Consider the following 25,342-nt stretch of genomic DNA (forward strand, 5'->3'; position numbering starts at 1 on the left):
GCCCTCCCCTGCTTACTGCTGTATCATTGTTGCAACGTCGAGAATCAGTGCAACTTTACCGTCACCGAGCACGGTTGCTCCGCCGAAGAGCTTGAGTCCGGCGAAGAGATTGCCGAGTGTCTTGATAACGATTTCCTGCTGTCCGATCAGATTATCGACGACAATGCCTGCCTTTGCCTCGCCCGCGTGGACAACGACAACGAAGAGCTCGTCGGAATCTTTCGTATGCGGTACCTGGAGTGCCTCCTCCATGCGGATGATCGGGATGATTTCCCCACGCAGGACAATAACCTCCTTGTTCTGGACGGTCTGAATATCCGTGGGTTCGATATTGATCGTACTGTCGATGGATCCGAGTGGGATGGCGTACATCTCCTCCTGCACCTGCACGAGCATCGCCTGGATGATCGCGAGCGTGAGCGGCAGCTTGATCTTGAAGACGGAACCCTCGTCAATATGCGTCTCGACATCGACGTGCCCTGAAAGTGCCTCGATCTTGCTGCGCACAACGTCCATGCCAACACCGCGGCCAGAAATATCGGTAATCTGCTCCGCCGTCGAGAAGCCCGGCAGGAAGATCAGGCGCACGGCATCCGCATCGTCGAGACGCTCTGCCTCCTCTTGCGAGATCATGCCCTTCTCGACCGCCTTCCTGCGGATCTTGTCGGCATCGATGCCCGCGCCGTCATCCGTAATCATGATGACGACATTGTTGCCCTCGTGGCGTGCGATGAGGCCGACCTCGCCGACGGGCGACTTGCCCTTTGCCTCACGCTTCTCAGGACTCTCGACACCGTGGTCGAGTGAGTTGCGCAGGAGGTGCATGATCGGATCGCCGATCTCGTCGATAACGGTACGATCCAGTTCCGTTTCCTCACCCTCGATTGTGAGGTTGATTTCCTTTCCGAGCTCCTTGGATACGTCGCGCACCATACGCGGGAAGCGGTTGAACACGGCGCTAACCGGAACCATGCGAACCTTCATGACGATGTTCTGCAGGTCGCCCGTCACGCGATCCATCTGCTCGAGCGTCTCCATGAGGTCGCTCATGCGGTGCGTCTGTCCGATCTGCTCGAGGCGCACCTTATTGATGACGAGCTCGCCCATGAGGTTCATGAGCGTATCAAGCTTCTCAATGTCGACGCGGACACTCTGGCTCTGATGCGGCTTTTTCGCAGGAGCTGCTGCAGGCTTTGCCGCCTCCTTCTTGGCCGCAGGTGCTGCGGGCTTCGCCGCAGGTGCCGCCGCAGCGGGTGCAGCAGCTTCCGCAGGCGCCGCCTCCTTGCCGAGCTTGTCGGGATCAACTGGCTCAACGAGGATGTCTTCGATTTCGGATACCGTATCCACGGCGTTCTGTACGGCCTCGGCGTCACCGCTTGTGGCGACAAGCACGTCAAAGCTGCGCTCGAATTTCTCCTGCTCGAGATCCTCGGCAGGCGGGATGCTCTTGATGACATCGCCGACCTCATCGAGCGCATGCATGACCATGACAGAGCGTGCAGCCTTGAGGACACAGGTCTCCATCAGGGTAACCTTGACATGGAACATATTCATGCCGGCTTCCTTGGCCTTCTTCATGACATCAAGGTCGATCTCATCGAGGTCAAGATCCACACCGGACGCCTCACCCTCATTGGCTGCGGGTGCAAGAGCCGCTGCTGCAGCGGGGGCTGCCGCAGCAGGCGCAGGTGTTCCCTTAGAAATGGAGCTCAATTTTGCAACGAGATCCGAGACATCGACAACATCCTCTGCCTCGCCGTTACCGACACTGTCCACCATCTGCTCGAGAGAGTCCAGACATTTGAACAGCGTGTCCATAATGTCCTCGTTCAGCTTGAGCTGGCTCTTGCGGACGAGATCAAGTACATCTTCCATCTCGTGCGTGAGCTCTGCAATCTTGGCAAAGCCCATTGTCGCAGACATGCCCTTGAGGGTGTGTGCATTGCGGAAGATGTCGTTGACGGCATCGATCTCCTCCATGTTCTCCTCGAGGCGCAGAAGGCCTTCGTTGAGCGACTGCAGATGCTCATGCGACTCATCCAGGAACATGTCCATATACTGGTTATCCATTGATATTCCCCCTATTTCCTATCTTCTCACAGCCGCCTCGATCGCCTGCGCGATCTGCGGCAATGGGCATATCTCATCGGCTAGCCCCGCGTCGATGACGGATTTTGGCATTCCGTAGACGACACAGGTCGCTTCATCCTGCGCGATGCAGTAGCCGCCGTTTTCCTTGATCTTGCGCATCCCTTCGCGCCCGTCGCTGCCCATCCCCGTGAGTATCACGGCGACGACGTCCTTCCCCAGATGCGCGACAGAGTCGTACATCACATTGACGGCGGGGCGATGGTTGCCGACGGGAGGCTCATCGCTGAGCGCAATCCGCCGCGCACCGGCTTCGTGCAGGATGCGCAGATGGTGACTGCCGGGTGCAATGTAGACACAGCCGGGTTCCAATAGATCCCCGTCCCGCGCCTCCCGCACCTGCACGCGTGAGACGCCGTGCAGACGACCCGCGAGCGCATTCGTAAAGCCTGCCGGCATGTGCTGAACGACGACCACAGGGCAGGGAAAGTTCTCCGGCAGCCCCGTTATGACAGTCTGCAATGCCTGTGGCCCCCCTGTCGAGGAACCGATCACAACAAGTCGCATACGCGTCCGAGGCGCCCCCCTCCCGGCATATGACGCAGCATTCTTTTCTCTGTCAGTCATCATTTACGCGCTCCACCTGCGCCCGCTGCACATGGAACAGATAGCGAATGATCTTGTCCCTCATGCCGCGCGAAATCCCTTGAAACTGCACGCCGACATGATAAATCGGTGTGTCGTCTTCGCGCTCAACGCGCGTACACCGCATGACCCGCGTCATGATCTCAAGGGTTCCGATGCCTGGAATATCATTAATCTCAAGCGCTGCATTCACGTGCAAAGGCACGGATTTCGGCCATGCAAAAGCAAGACCGCTGCCGCTCAGATCCACAATGGGGACACGCTTCGGTGCATCGATTTTCCCCTCCTGATCGACAAGGCGTATTGTTGCCGTGAGATTCACCTTAATGCGGAAGAACCCACGCTTTTGAAAGCGTTCCGCAACCTCGGGCAAAGAAATATGAAGCACGGGAATCCGTCCTTCGTGCCGTCCGTGACCACGATGTATGCTAAAGAATCGATAATGGCATCCATCCCCTGCAGCAAGCACGTACAAATTCTCACCGACATTTGGGATTACAGGAACACGGCGTTCGTCAAGGGGCATAGCAACAACGAGTTCATCTCCGACGATATCCTCCACACGGCTCGTGTAGCCGGAGGTTTCCTCCTCGTTGTTTTCAAAGAATATTTCCAGCCGTTGTCCAATGGCTAAAACACTCCTTGCCTGTACCAATTCGCCCGCCATTTGAATTTTCCTCCTTGGCTACGTCGAAAACTTGAAAATTTGCTGTAAAAAACCTTTCCAGCCTCGTTTCACTCTCATTTCACCGCCTGTGAGCAGGGATTCTGCCAATGCATCGATACAGCGCGCTGCTGCGGCGTTTGGCTCCGCTTTCAGGAGCGGGAGTTGTTTGCGCACTGCCTTCGTGACTGATGTATCTTCAAAGACATAGCCGAGGCAGTCCACGGGCATATGCAGAAATTTCTCGGCAGCGCGCTGCAGTTTCAGAGCCACCTCGCGGCTCTCCTTCTGCTCATAAACACGATTGATAATCAGACGAAGATTCTTTTGTGCTGCGTAGATACTGTATGCCTTCATGACAGCATAGGCATCGGTGAGCGAGGTCGGCTCCGGTGTTGTCACAAGCAGCACCTCGTCTGCCGCAAGGATGAAATCCATAACGTTGCGCCCAAGCCCCGCGCCCGTATCAACGATAATCAGATCGGCACGTGCAGCACAGTCGGCAAGTTTTTGCTGCAGGAGGACTTTCTCTGCATGGTCATACTCGAGAGCCTTCTCAATGCCCGAGCCTCCCGAGATGTACTGAACGCCGTGTGGGGTCTCGACAATGACGTCATCCAGCTTCACTTCGGGCTGCAGAAGGTCAAGCAAGTGCTTGCGCGACGAGGCGCCGAGCAAGATGTCCACATTTGCCATACCGAGATCTGCATCGATGACGAGCACGCGATGCCCCCTGCGCTGGAGGGCGATTGCAAGGTTGACGGCAATGTTAGTCTTGCCGACGCCCCCCTTGCCGCTCGTGATTGCAATCACGCGCACATGCGCCCACGCCTCTGCCTGCGCAGATGAGACAGGCATCGGAATGGTCTCAGCACCTACCATTTGACGTAGCCGCGTTGCCTGATCCGTCATATCATTCCCTCAAAAGCAATTCCGCAAACCGATCTGCCGTCGCCGGAATGATGTCGTCCGGCACGCTCTGCCCGTTTGATAGGAAGGAAAGCGGGAGATCTTTGCCCGCAAGCAGATTGAGTACCATGCCGATCGTCCGCGTCTCATCTGTCTTCGTAAAGATGATGCGATCCGGTTTGCATACGGAGAATCGCTTCATGATCTCCGCCACATCCTCTTCTTTCGTCGTGGCACTGACGACGAGATGCTTTTCCATGCGGGGGTGCGCCATGAGCAAGTCCTTGAGCTCATCCATCTGAAACTCATTGTATTGACTACGTCCCGCTGTATCGACGAGGACAAAATCCTTGCTGCGGTGGCGTGCAATCGCCTTCTTGAGGTCGGCGGCGGAGTAGACGACCTCGACGGGAAGTCCCAGAATCTCGGCGTATTTTTTGAGCTGCTCCACCGCTGAGATACGGTAGGTATCGGCGGTGATAAGCGCGCCCTTGAGATTCTGCTCCAGCACGAAATGAGCCGCCGCCTTGGCAAGCGTCGTGGTCTTGCCGACCCCCGTCGTTCCGATAAAGGCGACAACGCGGGAACTTCGCCCAGCCATCTGCAGTCCATCCGTGAACTTCATCACCTGCGCGAGGTAACCGGAGAGAACACTGACGGCGCGCGGATCCAGACTGTCTAGATTCACATCGGCAACCGGAATCTTGCCGGAAAAATCCTCGCAGAGTTCATCGCGCACATCCTGACGGCGCAGGACATCCCGTATCGTGACCGTTTCCTTCGGCTGATTCGCCGCCATCATCGAGGCGAGCATCGTCTTCATCTGCGCAAGCTCATCCTCAAGCATACGGATGCGCTCTGCTGAGCCATCCTTCTGCTGATCTGCACGGGCTTCAGCGGGCTCTAATTCTGCCGCCTGTATAGGAGGTGGTTTGACCGCCGTCTCATAGGCGGGCGCCGCAGGCTGCAGCACAGGTGCAGCAGGTGCCGGTGCGAGAGGTGCCGCATACACGTCCTGCGGATAGATGGGTGCCGCTGCCGTGGCATAGGGGTCTGCAACGGTAGGCTCTGCCCCGTAGCCGTCATATGCAGGCAAAACACTCCGTGCCGGCATTGCGCTTGCTCCCTCTGCGGGCGCCTCCGTCATCCGATATTGATTGAGGACATTGGAGGGGAGAATTGGTGCAGCAGGCGGCACGTACACAGATGGCGCGTGTGGTACGCGTGCCTGGGTCTCATCGACCGCAGCTGTCACTTCGATCATCTCTGCGCCGCCGAGCACCCCGCCCTCACGATATTTTTTTGTATGGAGGAGTACGGCATCGCTGCCGAGCTCGTCCTTGATCTGTTCCATGGCTTCCTTTACAGAGGAGGCACGCACCGTCCTGACCTGCACTTAGATTCTCACCACCCCAAGGATCTGTATTTCAACATTCTGTTCGATCTCCGCATGGGAGAGCACAATCAGCCCCGGAATGGAGCGTTCTACAAGATTACGGAAGTAGGGACGCACGGTCGGACTCGTCAGCACAATGGGCTGATAGCCCTGATCGGTCAGCTTCTTGAGCTCCTCCTGCAATGCCATCAGCAGTTTCTGCATGGAATCGGGATCTAGGCTGACATATGAACCGTGCTCCGTGCGCTGGACACTGCCCGCAATCTTGTTCTCAATCGCAGGGTCAAGCGTAATGCATGGCAGCACACCGTTCTGGACGTTCTGCTGTGTGATATGCCGCGCCATCGCATGGCGGACATATTCTGTCAGGATGTCCGTATCCTTCGTTGCTGTACCGTAGTCGGCGAGCACCTCGAGGATCGTACTCATATCGCGGATCGAGATGCGTTCGCTCAGGAGATTTGCCAGTACCTTCTGCACCTCGCCCACGCTGAGCAGGTTCGGGACGACCTCGTCCACGAGCGCCGCGTTGGTCTTCTGGAGATTGTCGAGGAGGTTCTGCGTCTCCTGACGTCCGAGGATCTCAGCCGCATGCTGCTTGATGATCTCCGTGAGATGGGTCGCGAGCACGGAGACCGCGTCGACCACAGTATAGCCGTTTAGCTCCGCCTGCTCGCGCTCGTTCTCCGAGATCCAGAGGGCGGGCAGACCAAATGCCGGCTCCGTCGTCTCAATGCCCGGCACCTCCTCGAACACCGTGCCGGAGTTCATCGCGAGGTAGTGGTCGAGCATGAGCTCGCCGCGTGCAATCTCAATGCCCTTGAGCTTGATGATGTACGCGTTCGGCTTGATCTGTATATTGTCGCGGATGCGGATGGTCGGTACGACGAGGCCGAGCTCAAGCGCACACTGCCGACGGATCATGACAATGCGGTCGAGCAGATCGCCCCCCTGCCCCGTATCGACAAGTGGGATGAGACTGTAGCCAATCTCGAGCTCCATCGGGTCGACCTGCAGCAGGGATACGATGTTCTCGGGGGTCGTTGCCTCCTTCTTCGCCTTTGCCTTTTGCTCGACCTGCTGCACCTCCTGCTCCACTGCCTGCCCCCGATGAAGATTCCATGCAATCAAGCCGCAGATTGCAGCGAGCACCGTAAATGGCACGCCCGGCAGCCCCGGCATGATGGCGAGGAAGAGGAGAACGCCCGTGAGGATCATAAAGATACGCGCGTTGCGGAAGAGCTGCTTCACGAGATCGCCGCCGAGGTTGCCCTCAGCCGCTGAACGCGTGACAATAATACCGGTTGCCGTCGAGATGAGGAGCGCCGGAATCTGTGCGACCAGGCCTTCGCCGACGGTCAGCAACGTATAGGTCTGCAGCGCCTGCGCCGCGTCCATATCGCGCTGCAGCATGCCGATGACAAAGCCGCCACCGATGTTGATAATCATGATGACGATTGCGGCGATTGCGTCGCCCTTGACGAACTTCGAAGCACCGTCCATTGCGCCGAAGAAATCGGACTCGCGCTGCACCTTTTCACGCCGGCGCTTCGCCTCCGCATCCGTGATCGCGCCCTGGTTGAGATCGGCGTCGATCGCCATCTGCTTACCAGGCATCGCGTCGAGGGTGAATCGTGCCGAAACCTCAGCCACGCGCTCCGATCCCTTCGTGATGACGATGAAGTTGACAATGACGAGGATGACGAACACGATGAAGCCGACCACCGCATTACCACCGACAACGAAGTTGCCAAACGCAGTAATAACCTCTCCGGCATAGCCATTGAGGAGGATGAGACGGGTCGAGGAGATATTCAACGCCAGACGAAACAGTGTCGTAATCAGCAATAAAGATGGAAAGACCGATAGATCGAGTGCCTCCACATTATAGATCGCTGACATCACGACGAGAAGTGCAATTGTAATATTCAGACAGATAAGAACGTCCAACAAAATCGTCGGCAACGGAATAATCATCATGATGACGATTGTTACGATGGCAACGGCGATCAGGACGTCACTGTATCGTTGTATGAGATTGCCGGATGCAAGAGGATTTACACTGCCGGTCTGCGGTGCCGCCATACTCTCACTCACTCCCTCATTCCCTACGAAGACAAATATTTATTCGTCCCCTAAATATTATACCAAATATCGCAAGTACGTCAAATATTTAATAAGACTTTCGTCATGGATTAGAGAAATTGCCCGTTTTCTCATGCACCACGCCGCGCGTGTTTCAGTCGATAGACGTACGCGAGCACCTCAGCGACCGCCTGATAGAGCTCCTGCGGCACACTGTCGCCGACCTGCACGGCGGCGTAGAGCGTGCGTGCAAGCGGCTTGTTCTCGATGATCGGCACACGTGCCTCACGTCCGATCTCCTTGATGCGCTGCGCAACGAGATCCTGCCCTTTGGCAATGACCGTCGGCGCAACCATGCCCTGTTCATAGGAGAGCGCTACAGCGTAGTGTGTCGGGTTTGTAATGATGACATCCGCCTTCGGGACTTCCTTCATCATGCGCGCCATCGCCATCTGCCGCTGCTTCTGACGAATCTTGCCCTTGATCTGCGGATCACCTTCCGTCTGCTTCATCTCGTCCTTGACTTCCTGCTTCGACATCTTGAGATCCTGCGTCGTCTGCCATTTCTGGTAGCCGTAGTCCATGAACGCCATAACCATGATGACGCCAATGACGATGAACGCCATCTGGAAGATGATCTCCGCAACGAGCGCAAGGCTCGTCGTCAGGTCAAAGAACATGAACTGCGGCATCGCAAGGATCTGTTCGTGGATGAAACGGTAGAGGAAGAAGCCGATGACGATGATCTTGAAGATGGACTTCGCCAGCTCCACGAGGGAGCGCTTCGAGAAGATGCGACCGAACCCGTTGATGGGGTTGAGCTTGTCCAGCTTGAACTCGATGGACTCCGTGTTGAAATTCAACCCCACCTGGAAGAAGTTGACCGCAAGTCCGATAATCATGATGAAGATCATGATCGGAAACGCAGTCTTGGCGAGGACGATGACGATTCCGATGAAGATGCGGAGGATGTTCTCCGTGTCCACTGTCTGGTTCAGATTGCTGAACACATAGGTTGTATAGGTTGCAATCGATACATAGATCGAATCCCACAGCAGCTTGAGTCCAAAGAAGCCAATGAGCAGCACGAATGCGCTGTTGACTTCCTGGCTGCGTCCGACCTGCCCCTTCTTGCGCGCGTCGGCGCGCTTCTTCGCCGTTGGTTCCTCTGTCTTTTCCCCCGCGAAACGCTGGAGATCAAAGACGAACGGCGCGCTATTGGAGGGCGCGTACCGCAAGTGATATATTTCCATACATTTCATGAAACAGCACATCCAGGAATAAGACATAGAACGGAATGATCATCGACAGGACAGTGATGCCAATCATCAGCTGCATCGGAATGCCCACGACGAAGATGTTCATCTGCGGCATCGTGCGCGCGAGGATGCCCAACCCCACATTCGTGAGCAGGATCGCGAAGGTGATCGGCATCGCGATCTTCATCCCCGTGAGGAAAATGCCGCTGACGAAATTCGCCATGAGGAGCGCAATCGAGATATTCGGCTCGATCCCCGCAATCGGTACAACGCGGAAGCTCTCCGTAAGCGCGGCCAGTATCATATGATGCCCATTTGTCACGAGCAGGATGATGATCGCCAGATTATAAAGAAAACTTCCGATGAGCGGTATCTGCTGACCGGAAGTCGGATCCACAACATTGACAATGGCAAAGCCCACCTGCATATCCATGACCTTGCCTGCCATCGTAATGGCGGCGAAGGAGATGTATGCCACAAAGCCGATCAGCCATCCAATGAAAAGTTCTCCGATCGCGGCGACGGCAAACATGATGATGCTCTCGGGCGCCGCGGGCGTCCCCAATCCGTCGATCATGGGAAAGAGCACAACCGTTATTGCAAGCGCCAAGCCGACGCGGAAATATGCCGAGATATTCATACTGCCGAAGAACGGCGATATGAGAAAGATACCACTAATCCGCGTGAGCGAGAGCAAAAATGCTGCGATATGCCCCTGCAGCAGCTCATACAAATCCATGCACTGCCGCCCCCTTCAGCGCAGATAGATCGGCAGGTTGACAAACACATTCGTCACATACTCGACCATGATGCGCAGCATCCACGGGCCAAAGATCAGGATTGCAACAAAGACTGCAATGATCTTTGGGATGAATGCCAGTGTCTGCTCCTGAATCGAGGTGGTCGCCTGAAAGACCGCCACCAAAAGACCGACAATCAGTCCAAGTCCCAGCATGGGGGCAGAGACCAGAAGGACGATGAAGAGCGCCTCCTGGGCAAGCTGGATGACCAAATCTCCGGACATCGCACGCCTCCCCCGCTAACGGAAACTCATGATGAGCGACTGGATCAGGAGATGCCACCCGTCGACCATGACAAACAAGAGGATCTTGAACGGCAGGGAAATCATCACCGGCGGCAGCATCATCATACCCATCGACATCAGCGTACTCGCGACAATCATATCGATGACAATGAAAGGGATGTAGATCATGAAGCCGATCTGAAACGCCGTCTTCAACTCGCTGATGATGAATGCCGGAATGAGCGTAAATGTTGATACATCCTCGGGTCCCTCCGGTCGGGGGGCTTCCGAAAGATTGACAAAGAGCGCGAGATCGGATTCTCGCGTCTGGCGGAACATGAACTCACGCATCGGTTCAACGATATTGTCAAGCGCCTGCTCCTGCGAGATCTGCCCGGCGAGATAGGGCTGTATCCCGTTCTCATTCGCCTGCCCCCAATAGGGTGCCATGATGTAAAACGACAGGAAGAGCGAGAGCGCGATGACGACCTGATTCGGCGGTACGTTCTGCGTTGAGAGCGCGTTGCGCAGGAAGCCGATGACGACCACAATACGAACGAAGGAGGTCGTCATGACGAGAATCGCAGGTGCCAGTGAAATAATGGTCAGAACCGCAAGCAGCTGCATCGTCGTTGCAACATCCTGCGGATTCTCCGACGTCCCCACACCGACACTAAGCGTCGGAATCAAGGGTGCTGCGCTCGCATGTCCCGCGCCCATCAGGAGGAGCGCCGCGCCTCCCAAAACAAGCAATTTGCGCCCCAATCCTGTCCCCCCCCCCCATTTCTCTCCCCCGCCTTCACTTTCGGAAAAGCGGTGGTATTTTTTGAACAAAATCCGACAGAGAGCCGAACTGCTCCTGAAAGACGCCGCCCCCTGCGGGTGCCGAACTGCGAATCTCGTCCACCGTCTCCGGATCGTCAATCTCTGTGATCAGATGGATATTCGCATCGGTGACGCCCAGCACAAAGACGCGCCCAAAGAGCTCTACGACACAGACCGAGCGGTTCTGCCCGAGCGGCAGTTGTAGATAGATCTGTCCCCCGCGTGCCGCAAGCCTCTGCATGGAGTTCTTTCCAAAGGCACGCGCTGCGAAGTAGGCGAGGATGACCACGAACGCAAAGACAGCAAAAAGGCTGACCACATAGGCGACCGTCGACCACCATGATACGGCCGACGGGCGCGGGTCAGCCTCTTCATATCCGGCTAAATATCCACCGCCCGTCTCACCTGCGGCAGACACGTCTCCCATGCACAAGAAAAGTAGGAGCCATCCGATCAGCAGGGACAGTGAAAATATCCGTTTGTTCATCAGCCGACGGCTTTGCGAATGGCCTCCAGCACGCGATCCGCCTGGAACGGCTTCACGATGAAGTCGCGCGCGCCTGCCTGAATGGCCTCGATAACCATTGCCTGCTGTCCCATCGCGCTGCACATAACAACCTTTGCAGCGGGATCGACCTTCTTGATCTCCTTGACAGCGGTGATGCCATCCATCTCCGGCATCGTAATGTCCATCGTCACGAGATCCGGCTTCAGCTCCTGATACTTCTCGAGAGCCTTCATGCCATTCTCAGCTTCGCCAACGATTTCATAGCCGTTCTTCGAGAGGATGTCCTTCACCATCATTCGCATAAAAGCTGCATCATCAACGATCAGAACGCGAGTTGCCATTTTCTCATCTCTCCTTAATCCGACAGAACATCCCTATTCCAAAGGGCACAAAACACATAGAAATCATGTGCATTTTTATCGTTACTCATTATAACGAAATCTGCCCTCTGTGACAAGGATTTTCTACACCAGTCCCAAAAGAACCATATTCCTTCCGCTACTGGAGGCGTGCAGCGCGCTCCAGCGGGCTGACAATCTCCGTAATGCGAACGCCGAAGTTCTCGTCGATGACGACAACCTCCCCCTTCGCGAGGTACTTGCCGTTGACCATGATGTCCACGGGCTCGCCGGCAAGTTTATCCAGCTCCACAATGGAGCCCTTCGTCAGGTCGAGAATGTCCTTGATGGACTTCTTCGTCCGCCCAAGCTCGACATTGACCTGAAGCGGAACGTCGAGGATCAGACCGATATTGGCGTCGTTGACCTGTACCGGCGTAGCGCTGAGCGGTGTGAACTGCGCCGACTGTACCGGCACATTGGATGCTACATGTGACTGCATAGGCGGTGCTCCATATCCATAGTTTGCAGGTGCAGCTGCTGCCGGCGCCGCTGCTGCCGGAGCTGCAGCGGGCGCTGCAGGCGGAGGCGGTGCAGCCGCTGCCACAACGGCTTCTTCCTCGTTGTCGACATCCGGCTGCTGATTCATCAACGCGTCGACCATATCCTTTGCGACGTCGAGCGGCAGGAGCTGCATGATCTCACTGTCGATGAGACCGTCCACCTCCATGCGGAAGGACGCCTGGATGATCGGGTCGACCTTGTCCAGCAGCTTGGACACCACTTCCTCTGTCCCAAGGTCAACCAGCGTGACCACCGGGGGAGTAATATCCACCTTTTTATTAAACATCGACGAGAGCGAGGTTGCAACGCTGCCCATCATCTGGTTCATACATTCGCTGACCGCGCTCATGTGGAGCTCGCTCAGCTCCTGATCGGGATTCGTGCCGTCATTGCCCATCATGAGATCGGCGATGATCGCGGCATCCTTCGCCTGAATGCAGAGGACGTTGTTGCCCTCAATGCCGATGCTGTAGCCCACCTCGACAACGAGGAAGGGCACGGGATACTTTTCCTTCAGCTTGCGCAGATTGGATACGGAGACCGTCGGGGTCGTGATCGATACCTTGCGTCCAAGCAGGACGGAGAGGGTCGTTGCAGCGCCCCCCATCGAGATATTGCCGATCTCCCCGAGCGCATCGCGTTCCAGGTCTGTAATGCCGGCATCATCCTCTTCAGAAGACGAGTCGGCAGCAGGCGCAGCGTCATCGGCAGGCGCATCATCGCCGCCGCCCGCTCCACCGCTCAGGAGGGCATCAATCTCCTCCTGCGAGATCATTTCATCACTCATTCGCGTCGTCATCTCCTTCTATAATGCCGGATATTTGCACAGCCATTCGCTTTCCGGCGGTACCCGGATGTGCGCGGAACTTCGCATTCGACCCAACGTAGCAGACGAGCTCATCCTGTGCCAGCGTGTCGAGCTGCAGCACATCGCCGAAGCCGAGCGTCAGGAACTCGTGGATCGTAATGTCGACCGTGCCGAGTTCCACTGAGAACGGCACCCATGTCCGCTCAATCTTGCGTTGGAGCTCCGCCACCTGCTCGGGCGAGCTCTCCTTGTCCACAGAGGACGCCACCCAGAACGACGTGGTGAGCTTCGACATGACCGGCTCGAGCACCAGATAGGGAATGCAGATGTTCATCATGCCGTCGACATCGCCCATCTTGATGTGAATCGTGACGAGCACGACCATATCGCTGGGCGGGACGATCTGCGCAAACTGCGGATTCGTTTCCATCGTCTCGAAGTTCGGACGGAACTCCACCACGTTGCTCCACGCTTCCCTAAAGTAATTGGTGACCGTGTCGATGAAGCGACGCATGACCGCCGTCTCAATATCCGTCAGGGCACGCGACTTGAGGCCGCTTTTTCCCTCGCCGCCAAAAACGCGGTCGATGTAGGCAAACGCCAGATCCGTACCGACCTCGATGATGATATTGCCCTTGAGCGGCGGAAGTGCAAGTATGCCGATCACGGACGGATTCCCCATCGACTGAACAAATTCCTGATAGGTCATCTGCTCGACCGACAAAACCTCGATATCGACCATCGTGCGCAGACTCGCCGACAGATAGGTGTTCAGGAGACGCGAAAAGGTCTCATGGAGCATGAACAGCGTGCGGATCTGATCCTTAGAGAACCGATCCGGGCGCTTAAAGTCATAGACCTTGACCTTGCGTTCCTCTTCTTCCGCCTTGACTTCCTCGGCGGAAACCGAGCCGTCCGAAAGTGCTGAGAGCAGCTTATCTATTTCGGATTGAGACAGTACGTCCTCAGCCAAGACTCTTCCCCCTTCCCTTTGTGCAGTGGTTCATGTTACTTACTGCAGCAGGAAGCTCGTGATGTAAACATCATAAACAGAGCCTTGTCCCAGACGCTCGTTGAGCGCATCCTTCAGCTGCTTCTTGAGCGCATCCTGCTTGGATGCGTCAAACTCCTCCAGCGGTGCAGCACGCAGGAACTGCATCGTCGTATCGAGGATCTTCGTCTCCGCGACCGAACCGACCTTGCCGTCCACAACATTATCCGACTTGCCGGGGTTGAGCTCCAGAACGATGCCCGCCTTGAGGAACTTGCCGGAGCGTCCGCCGCCGACATTGACGAGAATGCCTTCCTTCGGGTCGCCAAGCTTGTAAAACACCCCGGGATCGTGATTCGATTTGCCCCCGCTGCCATCCTCCGAATGCGACGGTGACTCCGCCTGTGAGAAGATGTAGTACGAGATGCCCCCGGCTGCCGCCACTGCGACAAGTACTGCCACGATGACCACCACGACCATCATGAGCATGGGTGATTTCTGCTTTGGCTGCTCAGCCGCCTGTTCTTCCTTTTCCTCCGCCATGAGTTACTCCCTCCCTAAAAATGACCACGAAGCCACAGGGGCTCCACACCCGGGCACTCCCTTGCCACGTAGAGGAACACTGTTCCCCCCATTATACCAAAGGAATGGAAATTCGCCAACTAATTTTGATGAAGCGCGCGACGATACTTGATCGTGCGTCGCACAATCTCCTCCATCGGCTCCTCGACGATCAGCTTTTTCCCGTTGGTAAGCGTTATTACAGTATCCGGCGTTTCCTCAATGCTCTCGATGATCTCTGCATTGAGGACAAACTCACCTTTTTTGTTCGTCTTGGAGTTGAACTTCGTCAGCATGATCATGACAGGCTTTCCCCTCCGTTCCCTCTCTCATTTTTTGCGCACAGCAAAAACTATACACAAATGATTACCTGATATATTTTCGCCATCATCTTTACTTTTCCTTTTTTTTCAGGTTATTTTTTCATCATGCCTTAAATTTTTCAAAAAAATTATCCGAGCTGGGCTAAAAACGACAGTGAACGCAGGGGGTGACCGACAAGATCCTGCACGTGCGCGAGCACGAGAGACTCTGCAGCCATCAGGGTTCCGCCACGCAGCTGCAGGCTCGGCGGGTGCGCCCAGTCAAGCTGTTCGAGTGAGATGAGGAGCAGGCGCAGCTCCTCCGAAAAATCTGCACTGTCCTCTGTGCGGCAGTCCGCACAGAGGACTCCGTTCTCCCGTGTGTGGAAGAAAGCGTCCCCCTCGATCAGGACACCGCAGTGCAAGCAGCGCTCATAGCTCTGCTGCAGTCCGGCTGCGGCAAGTGTCTGCAAGACGGCGGCGAGCGCCGTGACGCGCGGATTGCGTGTCTCGAATGCCGTCAGGATCGCAGAGAGTCGGTCAAAGAACGCTTCGTCCGTGATGCCCTCTGGCATAAATTCGCGGATCACCTCCGCGACAAAGGTCGCATAGGCAAGTGCTGTGAGGTCGAGTGAGAGCTTTGCGTGATGAGCACGCACGCTCGCCGTCTTGACTGTCTCGAGGCGTCCGCCCTCGGCAAATTGCAGCTCGGCGTGCACGAACATCTGCATCGCACCCGCAAGGGGACTCCGCGGGCGGCGGCAGCCGAATGCGGCGGCACGCACGAGACCGCGCTCGCGCGTGAAGATCGTCATGACCTTGTCTGCCTCGCCCCAGCTGCGCGCACCGAGCACGATGCCCTCTGTTCCGTAGAGTGCCATCTACCCTTCCGCCTTCTGCCCATCGTCAGCGAGGCGGTTCTCCGGATTTTTCGATGCGCCCTTCTTTTTCTCTTCGGCAAGCGGCATGACGGCGCCCGCTGTCAGCATGTACTGCAGGGCCTCCTCCTTCGGGATGTCGATCGTCACCGCGTCCTCCTCCTTGACGAGCAGCGTCGTCCCCGAGGTCATATTGAGGCTCCACGGGACGAAGACGCAGACGTAACCGCCGCCCATCGCCTGCTGGAAACGCGGCGGCAGATCCGCCATGACGAAGCCGAGCGCACGCGCGCCCTGATAGGGCACGTGGACGACGCGCTTGAAGTTGCTGCTCGAGTCAAGCACGGCTTCCGAGAGGCGCTTCACGCTCGTGTAGATGAACTTCACAAACGGAATCGTGCCCATCATATTTTCTCCAAATGAGATCAACTTTGCGATCGCCCAGTTTGTTGATGCCCAGCCGACGGCGTAGATGACGAGGACGAGCGTGATGATGCCCATTCCTGGGAAGTAGAAGGGCAGATACTGCCCGAGCACGCCCTCAGTGAAGCGCAGCGTCCACTCGATGACGAGCAGGGTAATGATGACGGGCACGAGGACGAGCAGCCCATTGACAAAGCGGCGTGACATGCGATTCAGTTCCCGCTGATACATCTGATCAAAGGATGGTGTCATGACCGCCGTTTCTTCAATCGGTTTCATAAAACCCAAACTCCCGCAGGGCATTTGCCCGATTACGCCAGTCCTTGCGCGTCTTGACCCAGAGGTCAAGATAGACCTTCGCCCCAAGCAGCGTCTCCACATCCGCGCGCGCACGCTGTCCGATCGTCCTAAGGAGTGCTCCGCGCGCACCGATGACAATGCCCTTCTGCGATTCGCGCTCGACGTAGATCACAGCGCGGATGTAGACATCGCCCTTCGCGCGCGTCGTCATCTCCTCGATGTCAACGGCGACCGCGTGCGGGATCTCGTCACGCGTCAGCTCGAGCACCTTCTCGCGCACGAGCTCAGCGATGATGAGGCGCTCGGGCTGATCCGTCACCATATCGGCGGGATAGTACTGCGGTCCCTCGGGCAGATGTTTTTTGATCTCCACGAGCAGCCCGTCCAGGTTCTCCCCCTCGCGCGCCGAGATCGGCACAATGCCCGCGAAGTCGTATGCCTTTGCATAGTTTGCAATGACGGGCAGACTCTCCTCGCGTGGGATGCAGTCCACCTTGTTCACGGCGAGTAGGACGGGCACGCGCACATTTGCTAGCTGCTTTAGGATATACTGCTCGCCCGCGCCCATCTTCTCCGTCACGTCCACGACAAAGACGACGACATCGACGCCGTGCAGAGCCCCCTCCGTCGCCTTTGCCATATAGTCGCCAAGCTTGTGCTTCGGCTTGTGTACGCCCGGCGTGTCGAGGAAGATGATCTGTGCGTCCTCCTCCGTCAAGATGCAGAGGATGCGGCTGCGCGTCGTCTGCGGCTTGTCGCTCATGATGGCGATTTTCTGCCCGATGAGCGCGTTGATCAGCGTGGATTTGCCGACATTTGGCCGCCCGATCACGGCGGCGAAGCCCGATTTATGTGCATTCATCGTGTGATCCCCAGTTCCTCCATGACCGCGCGCTGCTCCTCCTCCATCTCGAGCCGTTCCTCCGCCTCCATGTGGTCGTAGCCGAGGAGGTGCAGCATCCCGTGCACCGTGAGAAAGGAGAGTTCGCGCAGCTCCGTATGCCCGTACTCCGCCGCCTGTGCCCGCATGCGCTCGAGCGATATGATGAGATCGCCGAGCACTTCATGTTCCCCACCGCCGATAATCTCGGGCTCCTCGCTCTCCATGAGGGCAAAGGAGATGACATCCGTCGGACGGTCGACATTGCGATATTCCCTGTTGATGACGTGGATGTGCGCGTCGTCCGTGAGTGTTACGCTCACCTCGGCGCCCTCCGCCCCGTAGAGGCGTCCGACCGTCTCAATCGCGCGGCGCACCGCCGCCCGCTCCTCCTCGGAGACGGGCAGTTCCTCCGGCTCCGTCCGAATCTCAATCTCCATACTTTTGTCCCCGCTTCTTCTCCCACGCGCCGTATGCCTCGACAATGCGTGTCACGACCTCGTGACGGATGATGTCCACAGGCTCAAGCCGCACAATGCCGACGCCCCGCACACCCTTTAGAATCTGGCACGCCTGCTTCAGCCCCGACACCGTGCCGCGCGGCAGATCGACCTGCTCGAGATCGCCCGTCACCACCATGCGCGAGCCGAAGCCGAGGCGCGTGAGGAACATCTTCATCTGCGCGCCCGTCGTATTCTGCGCCTCGTCGAGGATGATGAAGGCGTCCTCGAGCGTGCGCCCGCGAATGTAGGCAAGCGGCGCAACCTCGATCAACTGGCGGCTCATCATCTTCTGATACGCCTCCGCGCCGAGGATGTCCTGCAGGGCGTCGTAGAGCGGCCGCAGGTATGGATTGATCTTCTCCGTCAGATCGCCGGGCAGGAAGCCGAGGTGCTCGCCCGCCTCCACGGCGGGACGCGTCAGGATGATGCGGCTCACCTCGCGGTTGCGCAGAGCCGCGACTGCCATCACGACCGCGAGATAGGTCTTGCCCGTGCCCGCAGGGCCGACGCCGAGGGTCACGGCATTGCGTCGGATCTTCGCAAGGTAGTCGCGCTGTCCGAGCGTCTTTGCGCGCACCTCCTTGCCCTTTGCCGTCACAAGCAGCACCTCGGCAAAAAGGGAGTGCAGTTCCTCCACGCGCCCCGCCCGCACGAGCTGCGCGCCGTAGTTCACCTCATGCGTCGTCAGCTTCGCGCCCTGCCTGTGATAGAAGAGCAGTTCCTGTATGAGCACGCGCGCGGCGGCGACATCCTCCTCCGCCCCCGTCACGGCGAGCGCCGTGCCCCGGCTCACGATGCGACAGGCAAAGACCTCCTGCATGCACTGTAGCAGCGTGTCTCGCTCCCCGAGGAGCGCCGCCGCCTCGTGCATATCCCTGAACTCAATCGTCTCCGTCGTCTCCTGCAAGAACAAACCTCCCGTCAAATAAAATACTCGATCGTATCGTCTGCCGTCCGCCTCGTCCGCTCGTCAAAGAGCAGCACCGCCTCACGGCTGTCCACCGCACCGAACGCATAGAGCTCCTGTGTCTCGCGGTTGAACACATCAAAGGGCACGATGCGGTTGTAGCTATGCGGATGCGCGAGCGTCACCGCAATGCCCTCCTGCACGAACTCCGGCTCCGCCTCCGCGAGATAGTAGGGATCGAAAAGATAGATGTGCCCCTCGGACGCACCCGTGAGCAGCGCATAGTGCTCGACCTCGTAGAAGAGGCGCACGACCGCAGCACCGCCGCGTACAAGCGCGTCGTTGATATAGCTGTGCGCGCCGATGTGCACCGCGCGCCCCGAGATGTACTGACAGGTGAGCGGGAACTTCGTCGCGCGAGAAAAGCCCTCGAGCCAGTTCGCGAGATACATCATCGCCATGCGCGACGTCCCCGCCTTGCACGCCGTCCCGTCCATGCCGTAGCAATCCAAGGTGTAGAGCATGACGCTGCGGATGATCTCGGGCGGCACCTCACGGCGCGGGAAGAGATAGCTCACCGCATTGAGCAGCGCCGTCGGCCCACAGTCGTACTCCGACATCTGATAGCGCAGGGGAATCTTCATGTGTACCCCCATTTCCGCAGCACATTCGGCGTCAAAATCGCCGCAATGACGAGCACGATCCCAACGATCTGCATCATGACAAAATGTGTATCAAAGATGAGCCATGCAAAGATGACGCTTGCCACGGGCTCGATTGTCGCCGTGATCGCCGTCTCCTCAGGACTCAGCCAACGCAGCCCGAGGTTGAACGCAAAGAACGCGACAATCGTCCCAAAGCCAATGATGACGAGGAGATCGAGCCACGTCCCCGTCGTAAAAAAAGATCCGACATCGGCGATTGCCTGCGTCATCGGCAGGAGCGAAATGCCACCGATCAGCATGCAGACGGCGAGCAGAAAGAAACGGTCAAAGAGACGCAGCAGCCGCACGGGATAGAGCATGGCAAAGGTGAAGGTCGCTCCTGAGATGAGGCTCCAAACGATGCAGGACATCGGCACGGAGAGACGCCCGATATCGCCGCCCGTCACGAGGAGAAACACCCCCGCCACCGCCACGATGACCGTCCCCGCCTCCGCTGTCGACGGCAGACGCCGCCAGCGCACGGCGAGATAGAGGATCATCATCGCGGGACTCGTATAGCCGATGACAGTCGTCGCCGCCGCATCGCCCTCCGCAATCCCCATGAAATAGGAGTACTGGACAATCATGATCCCGAGAATGCCGTGGATCGCCAGCTGCACAAGCAGACGCGGATCACGCCTCAGGAATCGGATGCCGCGCCGCAGTCCGCCGCTCCACCACGAGAGCAGGAAGAAGAGCGAACTCGAGATGAAGAGCCGCACCTGCGTCAGCTCGATGGGGACATGCGCGGACTGCGTGTAGAAATGCTGCGCCGCCGTGCCGCTCGCCGCCCACATCGTCCCTGCGAGCAGGACGAGAAGAACGGCGGAGAGATGAGACATTACGCCTCACCCTGCTCCCGCTTCACAACCTCGACGATCGCGCCGCAGACCTCCTCGAGCTGCGCCTGATCGCTGCCCTCCGCCATCACGCGGATGAGCGGCTCCGTGCCCGAGGGGCGCACGAGCACGCGCCCGTCACTGCCGAGCACGCGCTCGCCCTCCTCGATCGCAGCGCGGATCGCGGGATTCTCCTCCCAGCCCGCCTTCGTCTTCACGCGGACATTGACGAGGAGCTGCGGGTAGGTCGTCATCATCGCGTTCAGCTCCGACGCCTTCTTTCCGCTGCGGCGCAGCGCCGCGAGCACCTGCAGCGCCGTGATGAGCCCGTCGCCCGTCGTCGCATGCTCGGCAAAGATGATATGCCCCGACTGCTCGCCGCCGATGCTGTAGCCGTTCGCGCGCATGGACTCGAGCACATAACGGTCGCCGACCGCCGTCACGTCGACGCGCCCGCCCAGCTCTGCGATTGCCTTGTGGAAGCCGATATTCGCCATCACCGTCGTCACGACCGTCTTGTGCGGCAGACGCCCCGCGCGAATCATCTCCGAGGCGCAGGCAACGAGGATGTGATCGCCGTCGATCAGCGCGCCCGTCTCATCGAGGCAGAGGCAGCGGTCTGCGTCCCCATCGTGCGCAATGCCGATGTCCGCGCCGCGTTCGAGCACAGTGCGCCGCAGGGACTCGAGGTGGGTCGAGCCGCAGCCGTCGTTGATGTTCACGCCGTTCGGGAGCGCATGGATGACCTTCACCTCGGCGCCGAGGCGGCGCAGCACCTTCGGCATCGCCTCATAGGCAGCGCCGTTCGCGCAGTCGAGCACGATCTTCATGCCGTCGAACCGCTCCGTGCATGTGCTCACCACGTAGTCGATATACTGATTAAGGAGATCGTCGCGGTACTCCACGATCCCGATCGCCTTGCCCGTCGGGCGCGCTGCATCGTCATTCGTCTGCAGGCGGCGCACAAGTGCCTCGAGCTCATCCTCCACGGCATCGGGCAGCTTGTAGCCGTCCCCGCCGAAGAACTTGATCCCGTTGTCGGGAAACGGATTGTGTGAGGCGGAAATCACAATGCCTGCCTGCATCCTGTGCTCACGCGCGAGATAGGCGACCGCAGGCGTCGGAACGACACCCGCGAGGAGTGCAACGCCGCCAGCTGAGCAAATGCCCGACGTGAGCGCCGCCTCGAACATCTCGCCCGAGATGCGCGTATCGCGTCCGATCAAGATGCGCGGGCGCACCTCCGACTGCGCGCCGAAATAGAGCGTCGCCGCGCGCCCGAGATGATATGCCAGCTCCGGCGTCAGCTCTGTATTTGCCTCACCGCGCACGCCGTCCGTACCAAAAAGTCTCACCATGAACAGCCCCCTATACTATATTGTCTCTATAATCTACTGTATCTTTCCCAAAAATGCAAGCGCAGCTTTCAGCCCGTCGAGCGCCGCGCTCATAATGCCGCCCGCATAGCCCGCACCTTCACCGATCGGATACAGCCCCGCCGTCGAGACCGATGCCATCGTCTCCGCATCGCGCAGGATGCGGCAGGGCGCGGACGAACGTGACTCCACGCCCGTCATCGGCACATCGGCAGCCCCGAACCCCGGCACGCGCTCCTCCCAAAATGTAAGCGCACGCGTAAGGGATGCCGTGCACGCAGGAGGCAGCAGCGCGCGCAGATCGGCGGCGCGCACACCGGGCGCATAGGTCGGCGTAACGGCAAAGTCCCGGGTGCCCGTCCGCCCCGCACAGAAATCGCCAACGGACTGCACGGGCGCACAGTAATCCCCGCCGCCAAGGCGATAGGCACGTTCCTCGAGTTCCCGCTGGAAGCGGATGCCGCCGAGTACATCCCCGCCCCAATCCGAGGGGCTGACCTGCACAAGCAGGGCACTGTTCGCCACACCCGAGTTGCGGCGATAGTTGCTCATCCCGTTCGTCACGAGCCGTCCCTCCTCAGATGCCGCCGCGACCACCATGCCGCCGGGACACATACAGAATGAGTACACGCCACGCCCGCCCGCCTCGTCGCGGTACGTCATCGCGTAGTCCGCGACGGGGAGCCGCGGACTGCCCGCCGCCGCGCCGTACTGCATACGGTCGATGAACGTCTGCGCGTGCTCGATACGCACACCGACGGCGAATGCCTTTGCCTCCATCATAAGCCCCACCTCATGCAACATAGCGTACGTATCGCGCGCCGAGTGCCCTATGCCGAAGAAGGCGGCATCGGCGGAAATCCGCTCCGTATCGTTCACAACGAGCGCCGCGAGCCGTCCTGCACACAGCTCCACGCCCGTCACCTGCGCGCTGAAGCGCACCTCGCCGCCCATGCGAATGATCTCGCTGCGCAGATTCTTCACCACGCGGCGCAGCACATCCGTCCCGATATGCGGCTTTTGGAGATATCGGATCTCCTCGGGCGCGCCCGCCGCGACAAATGCCTCGATGATCTCGCGCATGCGCGGGTCATTGCTGCGCGCCGTCAGCTTCCCGTCCGAGAACGTCCCTGCGCCGCCCTCGCCGAACTGCACATTCGATGCAGGGTCAAGCGCCCCCCCCTGCCAGAAACGCGCAACATCCGCCGTACGCCGATCGACATCCTGCCCACGCTCAAGCACGAGCGGTGCACAGCCCGCGCGCGCGAGCGCCCACGCAGCGAAAATCCCCGCAGGGCCGAATCCCACGACGACGGGACGTGTGCTGCTGCACCCGACGCGCGGGATCATCAGCGGCGGATCGGCGGGTACAGGCATGACTTCTTTATCGCGCCTCAGTCGCGAGAGCACCGTGCGCTCCTCCTCCACCGCAACATCGAGGGTATAGATCCACAGAATCGGCGCGCCGCGCCTACGCCGCGCATCCAGAGCCTTATGAACGACAATCACCCCGTGCACGGCACAGGGTGATTGCTTGAGGCGGTCCGCTGCGATCTCCGCGAGCGTCCGCGTGCTGTCATAGGGAACGCGCAGATTTTTCACGCGAATCATTGCATTGCTCCAACTTTAATTTCCACCGTCACATTCGGGTCTGCAACCGTCACGCCCTCGGGCAGTGCAAGCTTCACCTGGCGCTTCTCCGTCTCGCGCACATGAGAGAGAGAGAATTCCTCGGTTCCGATGCTCGTGATCTTTCTGATCACATCCTCCGCACCCGCAATCTCGATGCGTGCGGGTTCCACCGTGATGCCCTCGAGCTTCAGCTGCGGCGGGAGATCGCTCTGTGCCTTTGCCTGCACCTCGACCACCTTGCGCGAGAGGCCGCGTGCAAGATTCACCGTCACCTCCATAGAGGACGGTGTCAGCGCGATCCCCGAGACCTCACGGCCATCGGCATTCAGTGCAAAGAGCGTCACATTTGACGTATAGTTACTCGACTGCCCGTTCAGATTGATGTGCCCCACAATGTGCACAACCTGATTCACGAGGCTGCGCGGTCCCTCCACCGTCGCGGCTTCGCTTTCCTGCGCAATCTTATCCACCGTAAAGCCCGTCGCGGGCGAGCCACTGAGTGTCAGCTCAGCCTTGAACGTCTTCTGAATCAGCCGGTCAAGGTTCACTGTAATCTTATCCGGCGAAACACTCACGAGCTCAAAGCCATACGGAATCGCCGTTTCCACAGTGTACTCTTTGTCCCCCTCTGTGAAGTCGGCGAGGTTCATGTGCGCATGGAAATCGTTGCGGTCTGCCGCGACAAAGAGGGAGCGCGGTCCGCGCACGCGGATCGTCACCGTGTCCACAGCGGCATTCATCAGATAGCCATCCGGCGCATTCTCAATCGTCACAGGCACCGTATAGTTGCCGTCAATCGCGGGGTTCTGATCGTTCATCACATAGAGCCAGAGCACAATCGCCACAATGACCGCCGCAATCTTCACGGGCAGATTATGCTGCACAATACTCCGAAGCCTTGTCATCATTTCTTCCTCCAGCTCCGAACGAGTTCCCAAATGGACGAACGTGAGTTATAGGCAAAAGCGGGTGTCAGGATATGGGTCAGCTCATCCCCATCCAGATGACGGTGGATGCGCCCGTTCTCCGCAATCGAGATCGTCCCCGTCTCCTCACTCACCACGACGACGAGCGCGTCGCACTGCTCCGAGAGTCCGATCGCAGCGCGGTGACGCGTCCCGAGCTCCGTCGAGAGGCTGCGGTTTTCCGTCAGCGGCAGGAGGCAGCCCGCCGCGATGAGACGCTTCCCACGGATCACCGCCGCGCCGTCATGCAGCGGCGTATTTGGGATGAAGACATTCATCAGGAAGTCCGATGTAATGAGTCCGTCGATCTGTATGCCCGTCGCGCTGATGTCGTTCAGCCCCATATTGCGCTCAATGACGAGCAGTGCACCGATCTTGTTCGCTGAGAGGATCTTCACAGCGTTGCGGATCTCACGGATCGTGCTCTGCGCCTCCTCATCGTCGAGGAGTCCGCCCGCACGGAAAAAACGCCCCTGCCCCAGATGCTCGAGCGCGCGTCGCAGTTCCGGTTGGAACACAATCGGCAGCGCAACAAAGAGCAGGGTCACGGACTTCTGCAGGAGCCACGAGATCACATGCAGTTCGAAATAGCTCGCGATCACCGTCACGCCAAGCAGCACGAGAATGCCCTTTGCGAGCGTGATCGCGCGCGTGTCCTCGAGCATGACGTAGACGCGGTAGAGAATGAACGCCACAATCAGAATATCGAGAATATCCAACGGCGTAATCGTCGATAGGATGCCTCGAAACTGCGTCGGCACCGTAAAATCAAGCGGCATAAGAACCCCCAAGGCAAACGCTTCCCTTTGTATGTCGTCTGATACATCCCCGCAGGCAGTGATGCGCTTCCCACGCGCGCACTGCCACTATGTTAGAATTTCTCTCTGAATATCGAAAATCCTTGTGACCTGTCCCACTCTTTCAAAAAAAATTTCGTCCTCCGTCAAAAGGATTCCGAACGCATCGGA

The 25,342-nt window shown here is 58.4% G+C and carries 27 protein-coding genes; all 27 read right to left on the reverse strand.

Annotation, left to right across the window (positions count from 1 at the left end; translation table 11 throughout):
* Window positions 1–12 precede the first annotated feature (12 nt).
* Window positions 13–2,070, reverse strand: coding sequence for a chemotaxis protein CheA (locus HMPREF9163_RS07575; protein ID WP_009441163.1), 2,058 nt, complete (start codon window positions 2,068–2,070; stop codon window positions 13–15).
* Between the two features lie 18 nt (window positions 2,071–2,088).
* Window positions 2,089–2,718 (reverse strand): CheB methylesterase domain-containing protein, encoded by a 630-nt coding sequence (locus HMPREF9163_RS07580; protein ID WP_009441164.1) that lies wholly within the window; start codon window positions 2,716–2,718, stop codon window positions 2,089–2,091.
* A complete protein-coding gene (locus HMPREF9163_RS07585) occupies window positions 2,708–3,400 on the reverse strand; it encodes a flagellar brake protein (RefSeq protein WP_009657145.1) in 693 nt (230 codons plus the stop codon). Before HMPREF9163_RS07585 ends, HMPREF9163_RS07580 begins: the two co-directional genes overlap by 11 nt.
* A gap of 18 nt (window positions 3,401–3,418) precedes the next feature.
* Window positions 3,419–4,309 carry a MinD/ParA family protein gene (locus HMPREF9163_RS07590; protein ID WP_009441167.1) on the reverse strand — a complete coding sequence of 297 codons (891 nt, stop codon included), beginning with the start codon at window positions 4,307–4,309 and terminating at the stop codon, window positions 3,419–3,421.
* 1 nt (window position 4,310) lies between these two features.
* Window positions 4,311–5,702: a flagellar biosynthesis protein FlhF gene (gene flhF / locus HMPREF9163_RS07595; protein WP_009441168.1), complete on the reverse strand. Its 1,392-nt coding sequence runs from the start codon at window positions 5,700–5,702 to the stop codon at window positions 4,311–4,313.
* The gene (gene flhA, locus HMPREF9163_RS07600) at window positions 5,703–7,787 is read right to left on the reverse strand and encodes a flagellar biosynthesis protein FlhA (protein ID WP_009441169.1); all 2,085 of its coding nucleotides are present in this window, start codon (window positions 7,785–7,787) and stop codon (window positions 5,703–5,705) included.
* A 131-nt stretch (window positions 7,788–7,918) separates the two neighbouring features.
* On the reverse strand, window positions 7,919–9,040 hold the full coding sequence (gene flhB / locus HMPREF9163_RS07605; RefSeq protein ID WP_009441170.1) for a flagellar biosynthesis protein FlhB: 1,122 nt from the start codon (window positions 9,038–9,040) through the stop codon (window positions 7,919–7,921).
* Entirely contained in the window at window positions 9,003–9,785 is a 783-nt protein-coding gene (fliR, locus tag HMPREF9163_RS07610; protein WP_009441171.1) for a flagellar biosynthetic protein FliR, read from the reverse strand. The genes flhB and fliR overlap by 38 nt, the downstream gene beginning before the upstream one ends.
* Window positions 9,786–9,800: 15 nt before the next feature.
* Window positions 9,801–10,070 carry a flagellar biosynthesis protein FliQ gene (fliQ, locus tag HMPREF9163_RS07615; RefSeq protein WP_009441172.1) on the reverse strand — a complete coding sequence of 90 codons (270 nt, stop codon included), beginning with the start codon at window positions 10,068–10,070 and terminating at the stop codon, window positions 9,801–9,803.
* A gap of 15 nt (window positions 10,071–10,085) precedes the next feature.
* Window positions 10,086–10,835 (reverse strand): flagellar type III secretion system pore protein FliP, encoded by a 750-nt coding sequence (gene fliP / locus HMPREF9163_RS07620; RefSeq protein ID WP_009441173.1) that lies wholly within the window; start codon window positions 10,833–10,835, stop codon window positions 10,086–10,088.
* 34 nt (window positions 10,836–10,869) lie between these two features.
* Window positions 10,870–11,382: a flagellar biosynthetic protein FliO gene (locus tag HMPREF9163_RS07625; protein ID WP_009441174.1), complete on the reverse strand. Its 513-nt coding sequence runs from the start codon at window positions 11,380–11,382 to the stop codon at window positions 10,870–10,872.
* On the reverse strand, window positions 11,382–11,744 hold the full coding sequence (locus tag HMPREF9163_RS07630; RefSeq protein WP_006307432.1) for a response regulator: 363 nt from the start codon (window positions 11,742–11,744) through the stop codon (window positions 11,382–11,384). Before HMPREF9163_RS07630 ends, HMPREF9163_RS07625 begins: the two co-directional genes overlap by 1 nt.
* 157 nt (window positions 11,745–11,901) lie before the next feature.
* On the reverse strand, window positions 11,902–13,092 hold the full coding sequence (gene fliY, locus HMPREF9163_RS07635) for a flagellar motor switch phosphatase FliY (RefSeq protein WP_009441175.1): 1,191 nt from the start codon (window positions 13,090–13,092) through the stop codon (window positions 11,902–11,904).
* On the reverse strand, window positions 13,085–14,086 hold the full coding sequence (gene fliM, locus HMPREF9163_RS07640; RefSeq protein WP_009441176.1) for a flagellar motor switch protein FliM: 1,002 nt from the start codon (window positions 14,084–14,086) through the stop codon (window positions 13,085–13,087). Before fliM ends, fliY begins: the two co-directional genes overlap by 8 nt.
* A 39-nt stretch (window positions 14,087–14,125) precedes the next feature.
* Window positions 14,126–14,647 carry a flagellar basal body-associated protein FliL gene (fliL, locus tag HMPREF9163_RS07645; RefSeq protein WP_009441177.1) on the reverse strand — a complete coding sequence of 174 codons (522 nt, stop codon included), beginning with the start codon at window positions 14,645–14,647 and terminating at the stop codon, window positions 14,126–14,128.
* Between the two features lie 119 nt (window positions 14,648–14,766).
* On the reverse strand, window positions 14,767–14,967 hold the full coding sequence (locus tag HMPREF9163_RS07650) for a flagellar FlbD family protein (RefSeq protein WP_009441178.1): 201 nt from the start codon (window positions 14,965–14,967) through the stop codon (window positions 14,767–14,769).
* A gap of 149 nt (window positions 14,968–15,116) precedes the next feature.
* Complete coding sequence (recO, locus tag HMPREF9163_RS07655; protein ID WP_009441179.1) at window positions 15,117–15,848, reverse strand: DNA repair protein RecO; 732 nt, start codon at window positions 15,846–15,848, stop codon at window positions 15,117–15,119.
* Window positions 15,849–16,499, reverse strand: a complete 651-nt coding sequence (locus tag HMPREF9163_RS07660; protein WP_157049435.1) for a DUF502 domain-containing protein — start codon at window positions 16,497–16,499, stop codon at window positions 15,849–15,851.
* A 34-nt stretch (window positions 16,500–16,533) separates the two neighbouring features.
* Window positions 16,534–17,430, reverse strand: a complete 897-nt coding sequence (gene era, locus HMPREF9163_RS07665; RefSeq protein ID WP_009441181.1) for a GTPase Era — start codon at window positions 17,428–17,430, stop codon at window positions 16,534–16,536.
* Entirely contained in the window at window positions 17,427–17,888 is a 462-nt protein-coding gene (gene ybeY, locus HMPREF9163_RS07670) for an rRNA maturation RNase YbeY (RefSeq protein WP_009441182.1), read from the reverse strand. The genes era and ybeY overlap by 4 nt, the downstream gene beginning before the upstream one ends.
* The gene (locus HMPREF9163_RS07675; RefSeq protein ID WP_037346639.1) at window positions 17,878–18,858 is read right to left on the reverse strand and encodes a PhoH family protein; all 981 of its coding nucleotides are present in this window, start codon (window positions 18,856–18,858) and stop codon (window positions 17,878–17,880) included. The genes ybeY and HMPREF9163_RS07675 overlap by 11 nt, the downstream gene beginning before the upstream one ends.
* 14 nt (window positions 18,859–18,872) lie before the next feature.
* The gene (locus HMPREF9163_RS07680) at window positions 18,873–19,502 is read right to left on the reverse strand and encodes a hypothetical protein (RefSeq protein WP_009441184.1); all 630 of its coding nucleotides are present in this window, start codon (window positions 19,500–19,502) and stop codon (window positions 18,873–18,875) included.
* Window positions 19,499–20,404 carry a DMT family transporter gene (locus HMPREF9163_RS07685; protein WP_009441185.1) on the reverse strand — a complete coding sequence of 302 codons (906 nt, stop codon included), beginning with the start codon at window positions 20,402–20,404 and terminating at the stop codon, window positions 19,499–19,501. Before HMPREF9163_RS07685 ends, HMPREF9163_RS07680 begins: the two co-directional genes overlap by 4 nt.
* The gene (gene glmM, locus HMPREF9163_RS07690) at window positions 20,404–21,759 is read right to left on the reverse strand and encodes a phosphoglucosamine mutase (protein WP_009441186.1); all 1,356 of its coding nucleotides are present in this window, start codon (window positions 21,757–21,759) and stop codon (window positions 20,404–20,406) included. Before glmM ends, HMPREF9163_RS07685 begins: the two co-directional genes overlap by 1 nt.
* Before the next feature lie 33 nt (window positions 21,760–21,792).
* Window positions 21,793–23,388 carry an NAD(P)/FAD-dependent oxidoreductase gene (locus HMPREF9163_RS07695; protein ID WP_009441187.1) on the reverse strand — a complete coding sequence of 532 codons (1,596 nt, stop codon included), beginning with the start codon at window positions 23,386–23,388 and terminating at the stop codon, window positions 21,793–21,795.
* On the reverse strand, window positions 23,385–24,317 hold the full coding sequence (locus HMPREF9163_RS07700) for a YbbR-like domain-containing protein (protein WP_009441188.1): 933 nt from the start codon (window positions 24,315–24,317) through the stop codon (window positions 23,385–23,387). The genes HMPREF9163_RS07695 and HMPREF9163_RS07700 overlap by 4 nt, the downstream gene beginning before the upstream one ends.
* Entirely contained in the window at window positions 24,314–25,153 is an 840-nt protein-coding gene (gene cdaA / locus HMPREF9163_RS07705) for a diadenylate cyclase CdaA (protein WP_009441189.1), read from the reverse strand. Before cdaA ends, HMPREF9163_RS07700 begins: the two co-directional genes overlap by 4 nt.
* Window positions 25,154–25,342: the final 189 nt, after the last annotated feature.

This window comes from Selenomonas sp. oral taxon 138 str. F0429, from assembly GCF_000318175.2.
Classification (GTDB): Bacteria; Bacillota; Negativicutes; order Selenomonadales; family Selenomonadaceae; genus Centipeda; species Centipeda timonae.

Excerpts from the sequence above, each read along its gene's own strand:
- HMPREF9163_RS07575 (WP_009441163.1), bottom strand. The coding sequence starts at position 2,070 with ATGGATAACCAGTATATGGACATGTTCCTGGATGAGTCGCATGAGCAT.
- HMPREF9163_RS07580 (WP_009441164.1), bottom strand. The coding sequence starts at position 2,718 with ATGATGACTGACAGAGAAAAGAATGCTGCGTCATATGCCGGGAGGGGG.
- HMPREF9163_RS07585 (WP_009657145.1), bottom strand. The coding sequence starts at position 3,400 with ATGGCGGGCGAATTGGTACAGGCAAGGAGTGTTTTAGCCATTGGACAA.
- HMPREF9163_RS07590 (WP_009441167.1), bottom strand. The coding sequence starts at position 4,309 with ATGACGGATCAGGCAACGCGGCTACGTCAAATGGTAGGTGCTGAGACC.
- flhA (WP_009441169.1), bottom strand. The coding sequence starts at position 7,787 with ATGGCGGCACCGCAGACCGGCAGTGTAAATCCTCTTGCATCCGGCAAT.
- flhB (WP_009441170.1), bottom strand. The coding sequence starts at position 9,040 with ATGGAAATATATCACTTGCGGTACGCGCCCTCCAATAGCGCGCCGTTC.
- fliR (WP_009441171.1), bottom strand. The coding sequence starts at position 9,785 with ATGGATTTGTATGAGCTGCTGCAGGGGCATATCGCAGCATTTTTGCTC.
- fliQ (WP_009441172.1), bottom strand. The coding sequence starts at position 10,070 with ATGTCCGGAGATTTGGTCATCCAGCTTGCCCAGGAGGCGCTCTTCATC.
- HMPREF9163_RS07625 (WP_009441174.1), bottom strand. The coding sequence starts at position 11,382 with ATGAACAAACGGATATTTTCACTGTCCCTGCTGATCGGATGGCTCCTA.
- HMPREF9163_RS07630 (WP_006307432.1), bottom strand. The coding sequence starts at position 11,744 with ATGGCAACTCGCGTTCTGATCGTTGATGATGCAGCTTTTATGCGAATG.
- fliY (WP_009441175.1), bottom strand. The coding sequence starts at position 13,092 with ATGAGTGATGAAATGATCTCGCAGGAGGAGATTGATGCCCTCCTGAGC.
- fliL (WP_009441177.1), bottom strand. The coding sequence starts at position 14,647 with ATGGCGGAGGAAAAGGAAGAACAGGCGGCTGAGCAGCCAAAGCAGAAA.
- HMPREF9163_RS07650 (WP_009441178.1), bottom strand. The coding sequence starts at position 14,967 with ATGATCATGCTGACGAAGTTCAACTCCAAGACGAACAAAAAAGGTGAG.
- recO (WP_009441179.1), bottom strand. The coding sequence starts at position 15,848 with ATGGCACTCTACGGAACAGAGGGCATCGTGCTCGGTGCGCGCAGCTGG.
- HMPREF9163_RS07660 (WP_157049435.1), bottom strand. The coding sequence starts at position 16,499 with ATGTATCAGCGGGAACTGAATCGCATGTCACGCCGCTTTGTCAATGGG.
- era (WP_009441181.1), bottom strand. The coding sequence starts at position 17,430 with ATGAATGCACATAAATCGGGCTTCGCCGCCGTGATCGGGCGGCCAAAT.
- ybeY (WP_009441182.1), bottom strand. The coding sequence starts at position 17,888 with ATGGAGATTGAGATTCGGACGGAGCCGGAGGAACTGCCCGTCTCCGAG.
- HMPREF9163_RS07680 (WP_009441184.1), bottom strand. The coding sequence starts at position 19,502 with ATGAAGATTCCCCTGCGCTATCAGATGTCGGAGTACGACTGTGGGCCG.
- HMPREF9163_RS07685 (WP_009441185.1), bottom strand. The coding sequence starts at position 20,404 with ATGTCTCATCTCTCCGCCGTTCTTCTCGTCCTGCTCGCAGGGACGATG.
- glmM (WP_009441186.1), bottom strand. The coding sequence starts at position 21,759 with ATGGTGAGACTTTTTGGTACGGACGGCGTGCGCGGTGAGGCAAATACA.
- HMPREF9163_RS07695 (WP_009441187.1), bottom strand. The coding sequence starts at position 23,388 with ATGATTCGCGTGAAAAATCTGCGCGTTCCCTATGACAGCACGCGGACG.
- HMPREF9163_RS07700 (WP_009441188.1), bottom strand. The coding sequence starts at position 24,317 with ATGATGACAAGGCTTCGGAGTATTGTGCAGCATAATCTGCCCGTGAAG.
- cdaA (WP_009441189.1), bottom strand. The coding sequence starts at position 25,153 with ATGCCGCTTGATTTTACGGTGCCGACGCAGTTTCGAGGCATCCTATCG.